The sequence below is a fragment of the Proteus penneri genome, from assembly GCF_003144535.1.
Taxonomy (GTDB): domain Bacteria; phylum Pseudomonadota; class Gammaproteobacteria; order Enterobacterales; family Enterobacteriaceae; genus Proteus; species Proteus penneri.
Map to the genome: position 1 here is coordinate 122,053 of NZ_PHFJ01000014.1, position 16,873 is coordinate 138,925.

Genomic DNA, 16,873 nt, shown 5'->3' on the forward strand with positions numbered 1-16,873 from the left:
GATTCAAAAAAGGTAATTGAATCTCCAGATCATCAAGTAAATGCTAATCTACAATTTCAACGATAGCCGCACCCACCTTGGTATCATCCGAGTTAGTTACATTAACTCTGTAGTAGTAAAATGATCGTTCGGGTGCTTGAACGATAATCGTGTCATTGGGTTCAACCCAATATGTGGTATCGGGATAAAAAACATGTGACGGTGGTGCCCAGTAATTCACAACTTCTAATTTCGTTTCACCGTTATTAGTCACAATGACACTTTTAGTAACTGTTGGAATGATAGGCTCAGCATCGTCCCATACTGTAACTGTTTCCAAAGGTTGAATAACATAATTAGTCGACATAACGCACCTCCTTAACTGTTTTTATATAGACTGCTGACATATTGCATCGCAAGTTCATTATTATATATTGCTGAAATCGCTATCCCACACATTTGATGGCCAGATGATTGTATATATCCTGCAACATCAGAGACCACATACATGGAGTTAATTGAAAATGGGCTGACTAAAGTGACTTCTTGTATAGGGTCATCATCAGGATGCTGACCTGCTACCATTGTATTATTAAGATTAGTGGTGAACTCAATTTGTGAAACAAAAGAGTCCGCTCTCACAGACACCTGATTAATGAACTCACCACCCTCAACATTAATACTCATAGTGTTTTGTCCAACATTGAATGAGTCATTGTTATTTGGCGTCATACCCATTTCATATTGTTCATCAGATCCACTACAGGTAAACATTAACCCAGTAGTTCGATGTGACACTGACAGGTCTGTATAAACATCGATAAAATTAATATAGCCATCTGGATAAGATGTTGGCTCCTGATATAAAGATCCCAGGATGTTTGTAGAAGGCATCATTGAGTTATCAGCTACTTCAGCAAATGCCATAGGCACTGAGAAATTTTGCCCGTCTAGGCTTATAAGCTTATAGAAAGATCCAGCTGCCATGACTGGAACGTAGTAATTTTCCAGCGGTGCAGGAGCATTATAGTCTTCATAATCCGCTGACCATAGTTCATTAAATAAAGACACGCTTGTTTCATAATATAACTTAACACTAAAGTAGGTCTGTATGTTGTTAAGATAAGTATTGCCTATTGCCGAATTTATCGGAGATAAATAACTCTTGGAGCTTTGAACATCTTTTTGAAGCAATGACTTTAATTGATTAACTTGATCTTGACTTAATCCTAAATCATTAGAGTATTTAATCCCTTCAAGATATAAGGCAATTTTTAAATTCACAGCGGCGACAAAAAGTGGAGCAAATGCATATTTGAAATTAGTCCCTTCTATTTTGAAGTTTTCTTCAATTCCAATTATATCTACAACCACTGTCATCAGTTCAGGGCCCGCAGTATCATACTGGGCATTAATTAACTGGTCATTGATAAATGATACTTTATCCTGAAGCTCGTTTACTGCGGCCACAAGGCGATTCCAGTCGTCCTCTTGAATATCTTCATTAATAAGGCTTTGCACTTCCTGTTTAATCGTACTCCATATATCTTCCTTATCTGTTGGCCATAAAAGGCCAAAAATGGTGCTTAGTACACCTCCAATCACTGGGATCTGACTGATACCATAATGTATTATCGAACCGATATCAGATAAACCATCATTAAGCTTAAGTGTAGATGACATATTTAGCCTCTTAAATTATAGCAATGATAAAAAAAACTGAATGAGTGACTTAATGTGTTTTCTCTCGATTAGTTTCCGCCCTTGCCAGAAACTAATAAATCAAAAACCAATAAGAAAATCTTATCTTTTATAGTGCGGATGTATATGACTTTTCAAAGGGAAATGTAATAAATCTAACGCAAGGCAAGGTTTCGCAATTATTTCCTTATGTTTCAGTGACTTTTCCTAAAAATAGTCTATGCTTTGTTCAGGCAGTCTCTTAGCATATATATCCGACTGTATATCTATTATTTGATAAAACACCATCAGGATTAAAAATAAAATGCGATTTACTTCTACCTATTGTTAAACCAGTATTATTATCTAAAAAACGTTGATGCCCAAATAACAAATTATAATTTATCTCTAATGGGTTTCACATCCATTATATCTATGCCAATTTTTTCTTCCTTATTAAATTTCCTTTCTCTTATTACTTTTTTTAATATTTTCATTATTCTCATAAAATTAGCCTTATTAAAAATAAATTTAACTCAATCAATAAAAATATATAAACCATGGCATTCAAGTAATGGATAAAATCCTTTATTAATTAATTTTAATTAACGCTTTACCTTAAATAGATTATTTACCTTCGTGAATATTATTTATTGAAATATCATCGTTAAGTAAAAAATACCAACCTTAGATAATTAAATTAATAAAAAACCTATTCCCTTCTCTATTTAATAATAGAAGAAAATAGGTTAATTTATCGATTAATATTTAAATTTATTAGGCCATAGCCGAAATGGTTTTTCTAAAACGTAATAAAGCTAATAAAAAAAACACCGAGCCAATAACAATTAAGATAATGAATTGAGGCCACACAATTGAGAAGTCAGCACCACGATATAAAATAGCCTGAGCTAAGCTAACAAAGTGTGTAGTTGGCATTGTTTGCATAACATCCTGAACAAACTGAGGCATACTTTCCCGCGATGTCATCCCTCCTGATAACATATTCAATGGCAATAATACCATAATCATCAATAATCCAAATTGAGGCATTGAACGAGCCATTGTTCCTAAAAAAATACCTATCGAGGTTGTTGCAAATAAGCTTAAAGCAACACCACACATAAACAGTAGAACAGAGCCTTCAATAGGAACATGAAGTAAAGATTTCACGACTAATACCAGTGACATAGCTGATGCCAATAATACAACCAATCCCATTGACCATATCTTAGAGAGCATTATTTCAAAGGGAGTAACTGGCATAACCAGTAAGTGCTCAATAGTGCCATGCTCTCGTTCTCTTATTAATGCAGCTCCTGTTAATACTATCGATAACATGGTGATATTATTGATAATTGCCATAACAGAACCAAACCAAGATTGTGTCAGATTCGGGTTAAAACTCATCCTAACTTCCAAATCAACTGGCAGTGGATCATTGGTTCTATTTTTCGCTAAAAAGGTTTTTGCTTCACCCATTACAATGTTTTGAATATAGCTATTACCTAAGAAAGCTTGGCTCATTCTCGTTGCATCAATATTAACTTGTATTTCCGGTTTTCGACCCGCTAAAAGATCACGCTGAAAATTAGGCGGGATATCAAGAGCAAAGGTATAAGTACCTCTATCTAACAAACCATCAATTTGCTCAGGCGTAATATCAGCTGGAGGTAAGAAATAAGGCATATAAAAACTATTTACAATACGTGCGGATAGCTGAGATTTGTCCTGATCAGCAACGGCAATCGGCGCATGATGTAACGAACCGGGTGTAACAGTCGCAGATGAGTAAATTGACACAGTAAAAGCAAATACAATTAATGCCAGCATCGCTTTATCACGAGAGAGACTGCGCAGTTCTTTTACACCTAAATTAAACACATTTTGAATTGTGCGCCACATTTAAGCCTCCTGCTTTTTCAAGAAAAAGATACTCAACCCAATAACAATTGGAATAGTGATAAGCATAGGAATAAAAGACCAAGGTAAATCAAAAAGGTTTAATCCCTTAGAGAATGTCCCTCTTGTGATAGTTAAAAAGTGAGATGTAGGATAAATATGCCCTATCCATTTACCTATACCTTCCAATGATGAAACAGGGTCAATCATTCCTGAAAATTGTGTTGCTGGAATTAAGGTAATAATTGAAGTACCAAAAATAGCGGCAATCTGACTTTTCATAAAGCAAGAAATAAGTAATCCCATTCCTGTAGCAATAGTGATATAGAGTAATGCACCTAAAGAAAGCGTTAACATACTTCCTTTAAAACTCACCCCAAACACAAAGACAGAAAGCGCGCAGAGCATAAAGAAGTTAAACATACCCAATAAGATATAAGGAAATTGCTTGCCTAACAAAAACTCTGCTTTAGTGACAGGTGTAACATAAAGATTGATAATAGAACCAAGCTCTTTTTCACGAACCACGCTCAACGCACTTAACATTGCGGGGATCATCATTAATAAAAGAGGAATAACAGCAGGTACAATTGCAGGTAAACTTTTTACATCAGGATTATAGCGATAGCGGGTTTCTATATTAATGGGTGATAATTTATCAACCACATTAGTTGGTTGGCGCATAGCCATATCAAGCATCCATGTTAAATGCATTGCCTGAATATAACCGCGAACTGTTTCAGCCCGATTAGGCATTGCGCCATCAATCCAAACACCTATTTTTACAGTATGACCTTTGGCAATATCCCGAGCAAAGTTAGGCGGAATTTCAATCGCAACCGTAATATCTCCACTACGGAGTCTCCGTTCAAGTTGGTCATAATCTGTAATTGGTGCTTTTTCAATAAAGTAACGAGAGCCAGAAAGGTTTTGGCTATATGCCTGACTTAACCCTGTTTGATCTCGATCCATAATACCAAAGCGTAAATTTTCAACATCCAAACTAATACCGTAACCCATAATAAACATCAGGATCACCGTACCTAATAGTGCTAAAGTAAGACGCACAGGATCTCGGCGTAACTCCATACCTTCACGAATACTATAACTAAATAGACGTCGTAGGCTAAAGCGCTGTTTTAACGCTTTTTCTGCACTTTCATCACTAGATGCAGGAAGTTGTAGGCTTTTTTCATTAAGTTCAGAAGCTTCTTGTTCACCCGATGCCTTTTTAAGGTAATCAATAAAGACTTCTTCAAGTGTATCAAATTGGCTATTTTTAACTAAATTTGCCGGTGTATCTGTGACTAATACTTTACCAGCATGCATTAGTGACATTCTGTCACAACGTGCCGCTTCATTCATAAAGTGAGTTGAGATAAAAATAGTGACACCGTCACGTCTAGATAGGTCAACCATCAAGTTCCAAAACATATCTCGCGCAATGGGGTCAACCCCTGAAGTCGGTTCATCCAATATCAGCATTTCAGGTTTATGGATAACAGCAACTGCGAGTGACAAACGCTGACGAATACCTAATGGCAACCCATCGGGCATCATTTCTTCAACATCAGTTAAATTAAAACGCTCACTCATTTCCTTAACACGTTGAGGAATTTCTTCTTCTGGAATATGAAAAAGCTTGGCGTGTAATTCAAGATTCTGTCGTACAGTCAATTCACTATAAAGTGAAAATGCTTGAGACATATAGCCAACACGGCGACGAGTTTCAATATCTTTAGGATCAACTTCTTGACCAAATAACCAAGCTCGCCCTTCGCTCGCTTCAAGTAAACCTGTCAGCATTTTCATTGTGGTTGATTTACCACAACCATTCGATCCTAAAAACCCAAAAATTTCTCCTTTAGGGATACGGAAGCTTACGTGGTCTACTGCAACAAATTGCCCAAAACGCATAGTTAAATCTTGCGCTTCAATAGCGATGGTATCATCATCACTTTTATCTCTTGGTGGAATAATCACTTTTTGGTGATCTTTCTTTTTCTCTTCTGGCAATAATTCGATAAAGGCAGCTTCTAGTTCATCAGTATGTGTTTGGGCTTTTAATTCATTAGCATGACCTGTTGCTAATATTTTTCCTGCATCCATCGCAACCAACCAGTCAAAACGCTCAGCTTCTTCCATATAAGCGGTCGCAACTAACACGCTCATATTTTTTTGACGCTTACGTATACGGTTAATTAATTCCCAAAATTGTGCTCGCGATAATGGGTCAACGCCAGTAGTCGGTTCATCAAGAATAAGTAATTCTGGATCATGAATAAGTGCACAACATAAACCCAATTTTTGTTTCATTCCCCCAGAAAGTTTACCCGCCGGTCTATCACGGAATGGGGCTAAGCCAGTACTTTCAAGTAAATCATTTATGCGTTCTGCCCGCTCTTGTTTTGATTGACCAAATAAACGGCCAAAAAAATCAACATTTTCAAAAACAGAAAGCGTGTGATAAAGGTTTTTACCTAACCCTTGAGGCATATAGGCAATACGAGGACAGACAGCTCTTCGGTGTTCAACATTATTCATATCACCGTTTAACACAATTACTTGCCCAGTTTGGATTTCTCTCGCACCAGAAATAAGCGAGATCAAGCTCGATTTCCCTACGCCATCTGGGCCAATTAACCCGACCATTTTCCCAGCAGGAATAGCCAATGTCACATCATCAAGCGCTTTGGTATCGCCATAATGTTGGGATACATGAGTCAATTCAATGATATGAGAATGACTTTTCGTTCTCATTGTTTGACTCATTGTGGTAATTTCACCTCTAAATCAGTTGGCCAAGATTGGTTGTTATCTAAGCGAATATAAGCACGACCGGGTAAACCTGTTTTTACATATTCAAGGTGTTTTTCAAGTAATTCAGGTGAAATACGCGCTCTTACACGGAACATAAGTTTTAATCGTTCATTATCAGTTTCAACGGTTTTCGGTGTAAATTGAGCGACACTAGCAACGTAGGTTGTTTTTGCAGGAATAACAATATGAGGGGCTGCATCTAAAATAATGTGAACGTCACTTCCTAATGCCGCTTTACCGGCAGCTTCTGTTGGTAAAAAGAAAGTCATATAAACATCACTTAAATCAACCATATTTAATACACGGCCGCCAGCACCTAAAACTTCACCAGGCTCTGCGACACGGTATTGAACTCGACCATTACGCGGTGCTTTTAAAATACTGTCATCCAACTCTGCCAAAATGCGTCTTTCGGTTGCCGTTGCTGCATCTACTTTTGTGTTAGCTTGAATGATCCCCGCTTTAGCCGATTCTATTGCTGCAATAGTGGCGGTTTCTTGAGCTTTAGCTGCTTCAACGGCAGCCCTTGCTCCTTCTGTTCTTGCTATATCATCATCTAATTGTTGAATAGAAATAGCATTAGTTTTTACTAATGCACGAGAACGATTAAGTCTTTTTTGTGCAGCATCAAGCTCAGCAATACGTTGACGAACAACGGCTTGGGCTGCAAGTTGTTCACTTTTACGCTGTGATAATGCAGATTGTGCAGTGACCACACTACTTTTCGCTTGGTTTAATTGGGCTTGAACTTCATGAAGTTGTTCTTTTAGTGTTCGAGTATCCATGTTTGCCAACACGTCCCCCGCTTTAACAAAATCTCCTTCTTGAACTAAAATAGAGTCTATTCTTCCTGGACTTTTCGTTGAAATATCAATTTCTGTTGCTTCTATTCTCCCATTACTTTGAGCAAATCCTGAAGGGAGTGTTGGTGTTTGAGATTTCCACCAAAAAATTCCCGCGGCAACAACCACGACAATAATAATGCTATAAACAAAAAAACGACTCTTGTTTTGATTTTTCATATAAATTATTTAACCTTCCTTTAGTCATAAAAGAACACCAAAAATATGTTTATCCACTGTATGTAAGAAAATAGTTAAATAATGAGACGTATTAATTTTTATTTTATATCTATTTAAAAATAGTTCATTTGTGTTGATAAAGCTAACGAACTCACTATAAAAAAATAAAATATTAAATGCTAACCTTATGAATTATAAATGTTATGTTATTATAATAGAGCTTTAACTCAAATTAATGTAGTACTTTTATCACAGAATCCGTTATCCCTTTTTGATTATTCGAGGAAACACACAAATTGTATATAGAAAACCCAATTTAGTTACATTAAAATACAGATGAAACAATAACAAAACGTTATCAAAGATAAATCAATATTAAAGATTACTTAGCTTTTTGATAAACATTTCAATACAAAATAGATTTATTTCCCTATTTAACATTATTAAAAATTTATTTATTGTACAATTGAGTAAATTTTATTTTTTTAAATTTAATCATATAAAATAAAAACAAAAAATAAAAACAACAATATTATTTTGTTTTTTAAAAAAATATTATTAACTACATTTTATATTTATTCCCTTCATTAAACCAAGAAACACAAAAAGAACACAACGTATTGATTATCATTTTAAAATGATAAAAAAGCAGGCTATAACACACGATAAATTAAAAAGAAAATTAAGTGTTCAGACCACTTATGTCTTAAACTTTTTATATAGTGATTATTGCAGTTAGTTATCAAAGTACATAGATGTAATTAATTAGAGTTTAAGATCAAGATCGTAAAATCCATATGATAATACCGCGTTAATTTTAATTAAAAAAGAAGGGTTATATATGAATAATATTAAGTATAAACTCGCCACAATGACACTTTGCACCCTATTTACTACCTCTGTTTTTTCAAATAACGCTCCTCCTATTCGCCTTGTCATTCATGGTGGTGCTGGGACAATCACTAAAGACACCATCACGCCAGAACAAGAAAAAGAATATAAAGAAAAACTAACTGAAGCACTAAATGCTGGATATGCTGTTCTAAATAGTGGAGGAACCAGTATAGAAGCGGTTCAAAAATCGATTAATATCATGGAAGATTCACCATTATTTAATGCGGGGAAAGGCGCCGTTTTTACCCATGATGGTCGTAATGAACTTGATGCTTCTATTATGGATGGTAAAACCCGTAAAGCTGGCGCTGTTGCAGGTGTAACTACGGTTAAAAATCCAATTAATGCCGCCATAGCTGTGATGGAAAAAAGCCCACATGTTATGATGGTTTCTACTGGTGCTGATCTTTTTGCTAAAGAACAAGGGCTTACTATTGTTGATCCGTCCTATTTTAGAACTGAACATCGTTGGCTACAGCTTCAAAAAGCAATAGAAAAAGAACAAGTCGTTTTAGACCATGATGGTAAAACGGCTGCTCTTTTTGTTGATCCTATGATGTACGATTATAAATATGGCACCGTTGGTGCAGTTGCTCTTGACCAACATGGCAACTTAGCTGCGGGAACTTCTACGGGAGGAATGACAAACAAGCGTTATGGCCGAGTTGGTGATTCCCCAATTATTGGAGCAGGTAATTATGCTGATAATGAAACTGTTGCTGTATCTGCAACAGGATCTGGTGAAATGTTTATCAGAACATTAACTGCCTTCAATATCGCAGCCCAAGTTAAATATAAAAATTTACCTTTAGAAGAAGCTGCTCAAAATGCACTTGATGAAGTTAAAGCGATCAATGGTAGCGGTGGTGTTATCGTATTAGATAAAACAGGTAACTACACAATGAGTTTTAATTCTGAAGGTATGTATCGTGGCACAATTGGTAATGATGGAAAACCTGTTGTCGCAATTTATAAAGAGTAATTTAACTAACCATTGATTATTTCGCACCCATTTTTACTGTTATCTTCATTATTTTTAAGTCGATAAAAGGTGAAAATCTTGGGTGCGAAAACGATCTAAACGCCTTTTATCCCTTCTTATTCCCTACTCTTTTTCTTAACACTATTTACCCTATTTTTTCATTAATCTAATTTGACTGTTATTCGCACTAAAAAAGCTCATACAACAACCTTACTGACGATAAAACAAACAAGATCGTCTCTACTTATTAAAATGATCCTTTGAAAAAGTAGCTTTTTTCTTTTTTGGATCTGTTAGAATATTCATCATGGTTATGTTGATTTAATAAGGAAATAGCAGTGGAATTTCACCACGACGATCAGGACTTAACACCTGAAACATCGCTAGTCTTGCCTGAAAAACAAGCATTATTGGATTTGAATGCAACATTCACCTCGCCCGCTCATACTAATCCAGCAATGGCTTATTTAATGAGTTTAGGTTCAAAACGTAGTCGTCAAACAATGGGATCATTTCTCACTATTGTTGCTAAGATGATCGGTTTTTCTTCTCTTAAAAATTGCCAATGGGGAGCTCTTCGTCGCCATCATATTCAAGCTATTATTGATATGTTATCTGATGCCAATAAAGCCCCTGCCACTATCAATACTTATCTTGCAGCATTAAAAGGTGTTGCTTTAGAAGCTTGGGCAATGAAACAAATGGATACTGAAAGTTATCAGCATATCCGCCAAGTTAAATCTGTAAGAGGAAGTCGATTACCTAAAGGCCGAGCACTCACTAGCAATGAAATTCGTGCTTTATTTAGAAGTTGTGAAAAAGACAATTCATCGAAAGGCTTAAGAGATGCCGCAATATTAAGTGTGTTATTAGGTTGTGGATTACGTCGTTCAGAAATAGTGGCACTTAATTACGAGCATATTCAATTTCGCGATCAAGCTTTTCTTGTTAGAGGTAAAGGTAATAAAGAACGAATGTCTTATATGCCTGATGATACTTGGGATCGCCTTCAATTATGGATTAATGAAATAAGAGGCACGCAAGATGGCCCTCTTTTCACTCGCATACGTCGATTCGATGATGTCACTGATGAACGGATCACCGATCAGGCCATTTACTATATTTTGGAAAATCGACAACAAGAAAGTTGTATTGATAAATTTGCTCCTCATGATCTAAGAAGAACATTTGCCTCTGCAATGCTTGATAACGGTGAAGATATTGTCACAGTAAAAGATGCCATGGGACATGCTAGTATTATGACGACTCAACGTTATGATAGGCGTGGAGATGATCGTTTAAGAAAAGCGGCGAGACATTTACGTTTTTAAATTTTATTTCCAAATATCGTATTATCAAAAATAGCTATTTTGATAATACTTCTTAAGAATCCCCAATTATCGGTTTCCGTTCATAATTAGGGATTTTTATTGCTTACTCTTTATCTGAACGGTGGCTCATTAAATGTTCTTAATTTACGAGAGTGTAAATTACTCTCTTCTTGTTTAAGTAATTCAATAGCTTGAATACCAATTTGCAGGTGTTCGGATACAGCCCCTTCATAAAAATGATTAGCCTGACCTGGTAATTTTATTTCACCATGCAATGGTTTATCTGATACACACAATAAAGTGCCATAAGGAACCCGAAAACGATAACCTTGTGCAGCAATTGTGGCACTTTCCATATCAACAGCGACAGCGCGACTTAAGTTAAATCTTCTTGCTGAAACCGAAAAACGTAATTCCCAGTTGCGATCATCCGTTGTAACAACAGTTCCTGTTCTTAATCTTTGTTTTATTTCATGCCCCGGCTTACCACTGATCATTTTCGTCGCATCATAAAGTGCACGTTGTACTTCAGCAATATTAGGGATAGGAATATCAGGAGGTAAAATGTCATCTAAAATATGATCATCGCGTAAATAAGCATGAGCCAAAACATAATCACCAAGTTGTTGGCTTTCACGTAATCCACCACAATGACCAATCATTAACCAAACATGAGGACGTAAAACAGCTAGGTGATCACAAATTGTCTTAGCATTTGAAGGGCCAACACCAATATTAACTAATGTTATTCCGGGACCTTCTTTAGCTATTAAATGATAGGCTGGCATTTGATATTTCTTCCAAGTTAAATCAGATATTAACTTTTCAGGATCAACAGTTTCTGCTGTAATTCGCTGAAACCCAGCACAGGAAAGTGCACAATATGGACTATTTTCATCCGCAACTTGATCGCAAGCCCAACGAACAAATTCATCAACATAACGATTATAATTCGTATATAAAATATAGGGTTGAACGTCTTCAGGTAATGTACCTGTATAATGTTTTAAACGCGCTAATGAGAAATCAGTACGTAACGCATCAAAATGAGAAAGTGGCAACATTTCCCTATCACAAATTAAACCATCAGTAATTTCATCACCGATTTTAGATAAATCAGTTGTTGGAAAATATTTTGCTAAAGAGGCACTCATCTTTCTATCAAAACCAATACCTGTTCCATCGATCACAAAAGGATAAGGAATTTCTTGTTTTGAAGCGGTTACTTCAAAAGTAGCATGATAAGCATCAGCAATAAGTTGAAGTTGTTCTGATAAGTAATTCTCAAATAAGGCAGGATTAGTAATCGTGGTAGAATAATGACCTGATTTTGATAATCGACCATAAGCGCGTGTTTTATCTTCTATTTTAACTTCACCATACCAATGTACAGTTAATTGAGGATAAGCAAATATACCTTCAGCTCTTTGTTTTATATCTGGTAATTTTCCATCTTGGGCATAATCAATAATTGCATTGCGTAAAGCATCAACAGCATTTTGATATTGTTGTTTTAATTGATTAATAATTTTTTGAATTTCTGGATCATGAGGTTGTGACATAAAAGAGCCTCTTGCTTATTATTGGTTTATCTACATGATAGCAAGAAGCTCTGTTTAGCCCAATAGTCAATATTTCAAGATCGCATATTCATATTTGCTTTTATTATCAAGAATAAGTGTTTATTTTCAAAATCATATTCGAAAATTAATTTTGTATGATCTTCTAACGTACTTTTATCTCCGACTGATAATAACTCTGGAAGACTATCGTCAGATTCAGTAACCTTCGAATATTTATCCAATGAAAAAGGCTTTTCTACAAGCTCCTCACTAACGAGATTGACTAAATTATAGTGTTGTTCATTAACATACGCTAACTCTGTATTTATTAAATTATTTATATTTTCTATATCATTAGTACTTTTATCCTGTAATGATTTTTTATTTTCTATTTCAATTCTTATTTTATTTTTACTATCCTCTTTGATAACATTTATTGTTGTTTTTCCTGAATAAGGAACATTAATTAATCCAGAAAATGGATCTTGCTCTATCAAAAATAATTTAAATTCAAGAAGTCCTTTTTGATATAATAAGGAATAAATTATTTCTTTATCATTCCCATCCAAATTTTCAAATTCATTTTTTAATTTCTCGAATTCTAACTCCTTGAATTTTATCTCATCTAAATCTTGTGGTTTATTTTCTAGGTCAGCAATTGGAATAGTATTAATACTCAAGTTCATCCTTGATAGATCTTTAAATAATTCAAGTTCTATTTTTTCCAACAGATTATTATGTATTGATTTGTCTATTTCTTTTTTTTCATTTTCAATCAGATTTTTTAATTTATATGGAAATAGATCACAATCAAATTTGGATTCTTTATACAATTTATTTTTTAATATATAATCTCTATTGAAATTACTCTCACCCTTGAATCTATCAATATTATCTTTTATTAATCCAATGATAATTTCTTTTTTAATTTTATCATTTTCGTTATCTTTCACATCGATTTTTAAAAATTTATTTATAGCATCAATAAGTAAATCATTAAACCCATTCTTTTTCAATGCTATGATTATGTCCGCGATTAATTTTATCCCTTGAAATCCATCCTCATTAATATTATATGAAAACTCTATTTTTTCATCATTGTGAGTTTCATTCAAAAGAATAGAAAAAGTTACCCTATCCTCTTTTTTTTCAATGAAAAATCTCTCTTTATACAAATCAGATGAAAAATTCATTAATTGACAAAATCCTTTTATTTTATCCAATGCAGTTGTTTCAAGATTAAAAAAAGTATCTTTAATTAATAAAATAACAGTCACTTCTTGTCCAATACCAAACCAGTTTTTTATTTTTTCCCATAACGTTCGTGCCATTAATGGATCATCTGCATTTTTTATCTTCTCTATTCTGCAACGGGGAATTGAGACACCATTGATTTCCATAATTTTTATACCTAAGTCTAAATTTATCAAATTTAAAATATCAAGAAATAAAATTTATGATATAAAAAAAATACCATTTGATTTTAAAATGGTACTTTTTTAATAACGAGAATTTTTCTATGGTAATAAAAAACTTAAAATAATAGGTAATGTAATCGAAGCAAATATCGTTTGAGAAGTAATGATTCCCGCCATAAGTTCAGAATCCCCGCCTAATTGTCTAGTTAGAATATAAGAAGTAGGTGCCGTTGGTATCGAAAAAAATATAACCAAAAGCATCATGACTAATGGAGATAAAGCTAAAAAATAAGCAACGCTATATGCTACTATCGGCACAATAAGCAAACGAGTAACTGTATTTACTCCAATCATTTTACTTTCAGCTTTTAGCGTCGAAAGATGTAATGCAGCACCTATACAAATAAGCCCCAAAGGTAAACTGGTTGCGGCTAATAACTTCAAAAACTGATCGCTACCAAAAGGAAGCCCAACGCCTGACAGATTTATTATGATCCCCATAATACAAGAGATGATTAAAGGGTTTTTTATGATAGGTACTATTAGTTGACGCAATGTCACATTTTGCCCTGCGGTTAAACAAAGTACTGAAGTGACATTTGATAGAGGAACCAGTGCTGCTAATATCAAGGCGGCTATTCCTAATCCTTCAACACCAAATAAATCAGCAACAATAGCTAAACCTAAATAAGTGTTAAATCGAATATTGCCTTGAACGATCGCACCAAAGCGGCCAGCAGACCAGCTTGTTATTTTTTTCAAAATAATACACAAGATAGTGACAATAATGACTACAGAAAAAATAGCCCCAGCAAGATGAGGTAATTGAGGATCAGATAAAGGTGCATTTGCTAAACTATTGATTAATAAGGCAGGAAAAAGTAAAAAATAGTTAAGCTTTTCAGCTCCTACCCAAAATGCTGGTTCAAACGTTTTATTTTTTCTTAAAATTGCACCGAGCCCAATTAACGCAAATAACGGCCATAACGTTAATAACACATTTTGCATAGTCTTTATCCTAGAGATATTGTGATAGTTTACAATATCGCAACATCATGCGGATTGCTATTTTATGTTATTAATATAAAAGCTAATTCAAAAAATGATAACAATAAATTTATATCGCATTTTAAGAATAGCTTTTTTTATTCTTAGTCTATTATAAAAATCATCCTTTTGAGATGATTAAAATAAAAACAACTACTCTAAATCAATACACATGCGGTAACAATGTAAATTTGCTTTCGCTAAATCAGAATAATAATCACGTCCTTCTAATACTTTAAAGCCTTGCTTTAAATAAAATGATACTGCATTAGGGGTTGCATCTAAAAATAACTTGGATTGCCCTCTCTTAATTGCTTCATGTTTCAATTGTTTTAAAATGAGTCCTGCAAATCCCTTTCTCATGTATTCGGGTAATGTGAAAATAGCTTCAGCAAAACCAGTTTTAACATCTAAAAAACCCGAAGCAACAGGAATATTGTATTCTTGATAATCAATCACATAAAATGGATTACCAATAATGGCCTGCCGATATCCTTCAGGCATTTCATCAGGTGTCCAAGCAGCTAAAATCTCAGATGGATAAACATTCTTACAACCAAATCGCAGTGCTTGATTGCGTAAATACCACAATCGTTTAGCTTCTTGTGGTTCAGCGAGTCTAAGTTGAATCATACTCATTTCCATCTTATTCATTCTGTTCAAGAGTCTCAAATTAGTAAATACTGTTTAACCATTTACTTCATTATTATTTTCTTTTGAGTCTTTATTGATGTCAACTTTGTAGGCTGATGGTGCAAGTAAAGCGATCAGCCCTGTTATTAATAAAATAGAAAGTAATACCATTAACATAGATGGTGCATTAAATAATAAATATGGGGTTAATAAAATAGGACTAACTGTTAAAATAAGAGAAATGATAACGGGGTAGCTTATACCTATATCTCTTATTCGTTGAGATAAAATAAGTGTAAATATGTAGACTTGTGTTATTAAAAATATTATTTCTATTAAGCCATATGGTGTAAAAGAGAATAAGTAGTAAAAATCTCTTTCAGTGATTAACTCTACTTTATCAGGATAAAGTGATATATACCATCGATATGCTAAGTTCTCTGCAATAGAAAATAAAATTGTCCACGCAATTTCCAGTCCTAAAAAAGAAAGTCTCCCACGCCTTTGTTGTTTCCATTGATAAGCAAGTTTAGCTTGCATAATAAATCCCTTCATTTTAAATAGTAATTTTATAGTTTTTATCATGATACACTTATGTCATCATCTAATGAAAGCACAAAAATACCTTCAAATTTTGATATTTAATGTGATAATCTTCTCTCAATACTTTCCTTTATTTAACTAAAATATAAAATACATAAGGAGTTACGATGCTATCTATTCAGACAACCCGTTTTGCCCTTCTTCGTTAAAAACAAATTTATTACTTAACAAGAAGGGCTTTAAATATGAATTATAAAAAAGTCGATTTAGAACAATGGAATAGAAAAGAGCATTTCTTACATTATCGACACAACGTGCAGTGTGGCTTTAGCTTAACCACCAAAATAGATATTACTGTCTTAAAAATAGTATTAGATAAAAATAATCTTAAGCTTTATCCGGTAATGATCTATTTGATTGCAAAAACAGTTAATAGCTACCCTGAGTCTAGAATGGCGATCAAGGATAATGAATTAGTTATTTGGGATTATATCAATCCGGCATACACTATTTTTCATCCTAAAACGGAGACTTTCTCTGAGTTATGGAGTGAGTACTTTGAAGATTGGCATTCTTTTTCACAAGGATATAATCAAGATTATCAAAAATATAAAGATAATCTGAGTCTATCCGCAAAAGCTAATTTTCCCGAAAATCATTTCTGCATTTCGATGATCCCATGGGTAAGCTTTGATGGATTTAATTTAAATATAGCTAATGTAAAAGATTATTTTCCTCCTATTTTCACTATGGGAAAATACACCCTTCAAAGTGGCAAGTTTTTATTACCGATATCCATTCAAGTGCACCATGCTACATGTGATGGTTTCCACATAGCTAGAATGATCAACAAACTCCAAGAGTTATGTGATAATTTTTCAGGCTGACGAAAGGAAATTTTCAATAAGTAAAAAGTGTGAATATAGAAAAAGCATCTCAATATGAACTGACCCCAATTTATTGGACAGTTTAAATTAGTTAGGTAAAGACTGAGTTCGGTATTGAACTGGGCTCAGTCCTTTTAATTTTATCTTGATCCGTTCAGTATTGTAATACTTGA

At 34.1% G+C, this 16,873-nt stretch carries 14 protein-coding genes; 3 read left to right on the plus strand and 11 right to left on the minus strand.

Annotated elements, in window-relative coordinates; all coding sequences use genetic code 11:
* Positions 1-43: 43 nt before the first annotated feature.
* The 5 genes from CUB63_RS15930 to CUB63_RS15950 form a co-directional block, all read right to left on the minus strand.
* Complete coding sequence (locus CUB63_RS15930; protein ID WP_006536752.1) at positions 44-346, minus strand: hypothetical protein; 303 nt, start codon at positions 344-346, stop codon at positions 44-46.
* Between the two features lie 11 nt (positions 347-357).
* On the minus strand, positions 358-1,662 hold the full coding sequence (locus CUB63_RS15935; RefSeq protein WP_109848486.1) for an insecticidal delta-endotoxin Cry8Ea1 family protein: 1,305 nt from the start codon (positions 1,660-1,662) through the stop codon (positions 358-360).
* A gap of 774 nt (positions 1,663-2,436) precedes the next feature.
* A complete protein-coding gene (locus CUB63_RS15940) occupies positions 2,437-3,564 on the minus strand; it encodes an ABC transporter permease (RefSeq protein WP_072063967.1) in 1,128 nt (375 codons plus the stop codon).
* Entirely contained in the window at positions 3,565-6,321 is a 2,757-nt protein-coding gene (rbbA, locus tag CUB63_RS15945; RefSeq protein WP_193524916.1) for a ribosome-associated ATPase/putative transporter RbbA, read from the minus strand.
* 8 nt (positions 6,322-6,329) lie between these two features.
* Positions 6,330-7,403 carry an HlyD family secretion protein gene (locus tag CUB63_RS15950; protein ID WP_072063968.1) on the minus strand — a complete coding sequence of 358 codons (1,074 nt, stop codon included), beginning with the start codon at positions 7,401-7,403 and terminating at the stop codon, positions 6,330-6,332.
* Positions 7,404-8,244: 841 nt separating this feature from the next.
* Between CUB63_RS15950 and CUB63_RS15955 the strand changes: the two genes are divergently transcribed.
* Both CUB63_RS15955 and CUB63_RS15960 read left to right on the plus strand, forming a co-directional pair.
* Positions 8,245-9,279, plus strand: coding sequence for an isoaspartyl peptidase/L-asparaginase family protein (locus CUB63_RS15955; protein ID WP_109848488.1), 1,035 nt, complete (start codon positions 8,245-8,247; stop codon positions 9,277-9,279).
* Positions 9,280-9,617: 338 nt separating this feature from the next.
* The gene (locus tag CUB63_RS15960) at positions 9,618-10,610 is read left to right on the plus strand and encodes a tyrosine-type recombinase/integrase (protein ID WP_109848489.1); all 993 of its coding nucleotides are present in this window, start codon (positions 9,618-9,620) and stop codon (positions 10,608-10,610) included.
* Between the two features lie 110 nt (positions 10,611-10,720).
* Here CUB63_RS15960 and CUB63_RS15965 read toward each other — a convergent pair whose 3' ends face one another.
* From CUB63_RS15965 to CUB63_RS15985, 5 genes are all read right to left on the minus strand, one after another.
* Complete coding sequence (locus tag CUB63_RS15965) at positions 10,721-12,172, minus strand: AMP nucleosidase (RefSeq protein ID WP_006536740.1); 1,452 nt, start codon at positions 12,170-12,172, stop codon at positions 10,721-10,723.
* Positions 12,173-12,246: 74 nt separating this feature from the next.
* Positions 12,247-13,572 carry a hypothetical protein gene (locus tag CUB63_RS15970; RefSeq protein ID WP_109848490.1) on the minus strand — a complete coding sequence of 442 codons (1,326 nt, stop codon included), beginning with the start codon at positions 13,570-13,572 and terminating at the stop codon, positions 12,247-12,249.
* 117 nt (positions 13,573-13,689) lie between these two features.
* Entirely contained in the window at positions 13,690-14,598 is a 909-nt protein-coding gene (locus CUB63_RS15975; protein WP_109848491.1) for an AEC family transporter, read from the minus strand.
* Between the two features lie 192 nt (positions 14,599-14,790).
* Positions 14,791-15,276: a GNAT family N-acetyltransferase gene (locus CUB63_RS15980; protein WP_109400627.1), complete on the minus strand. Its 486-nt coding sequence runs from the start codon at positions 15,274-15,276 to the stop codon at positions 14,791-14,793.
* 48 nt (positions 15,277-15,324) lie between these two features.
* Complete coding sequence (locus CUB63_RS15985) at positions 15,325-15,810, minus strand: hypothetical protein (RefSeq protein ID WP_072063973.1); 486 nt, start codon at positions 15,808-15,810, stop codon at positions 15,325-15,327.
* Between the two features lie 248 nt (positions 15,811-16,058).
* Here CUB63_RS15985 and catA point away from each other — a divergent pair, with 248 nt between their 5' ends.
* Positions 16,059-16,700, plus strand: a complete 642-nt coding sequence (gene catA, locus CUB63_RS15990; protein WP_006536734.1) for a type A chloramphenicol O-acetyltransferase — start codon at positions 16,059-16,061, stop codon at positions 16,698-16,700.
* 87 nt (positions 16,701-16,787) lie between these two features.
* On the opposite strand, the gene CUB63_RS15995 is transcribed toward catA, so the two are convergent.
* Positions 16,788-16,873: IS3 family transposase (locus CUB63_RS15995; RefSeq protein WP_157955987.1), on the minus strand; the 86-nt coding region annotated here is incomplete at its 5' end.

Coding starts and splice junctions, on each gene's coding strand:
- CUB63_RS15930 (WP_006536752.1), bottom strand. CDS start 346: ATGTCGACTAATTATGTTATTCAACCTTTGGAAACAGTTACAGTATGG.
- CUB63_RS15935 (WP_109848486.1), bottom strand. CDS start 1,662: ATGTCATCTACACTTAAGCTTAATGATGGTTTATCTGATATCGGTTCG.
- CUB63_RS15940 (WP_072063967.1), bottom strand. CDS start 3,564: ATGTGGCGCACAATTCAAAATGTGTTTAATTTAGGTGTAAAAGAACTG.
- rbbA (WP_193524916.1), bottom strand. CDS start 6,321: ATGAGAACGAAAAGTCATTCTCATATCATTGAATTGACTCATGTATCC.
- CUB63_RS15950 (WP_072063968.1), bottom strand. CDS start 7,403: ATGAAAAATCAAAACAAGAGTCGTTTTTTTGTTTATAGCATTATTATT.
- CUB63_RS15955 (WP_109848488.1), top strand. CDS start 8,245: ATGAATAATATTAAGTATAAACTCGCCACAATGACACTTTGCACCCTA.
- CUB63_RS15965 (WP_006536740.1), bottom strand. CDS start 12,172: ATGTCACAACCTCATGATCCAGAAATTCAAAAAATTATTAATCAATTA.
- CUB63_RS15970 (WP_109848490.1), bottom strand. CDS start 13,572: ATGGAAATCAATGGTGTCTCAATTCCCCGTTGCAGAATAGAGAAGATA.
- CUB63_RS15975 (WP_109848491.1), bottom strand. CDS start 14,598: ATGCAAAATGTGTTATTAACGTTATGGCCGTTATTTGCGTTAATTGGG.
- CUB63_RS15980 (WP_109400627.1), bottom strand. CDS start 15,276: ATGAGTATGATTCAACTTAGACTCGCTGAACCACAAGAAGCTAAACGA.
- CUB63_RS15985 (WP_072063973.1), bottom strand. CDS start 15,810: ATGCAAGCTAAACTTGCTTATCAATGGAAACAACAAAGGCGTGGGAGA.
- catA (WP_006536734.1), top strand. CDS start 16,059: ATGAATTATAAAAAAGTCGATTTAGAACAATGGAATAGAAAAGAGCAT.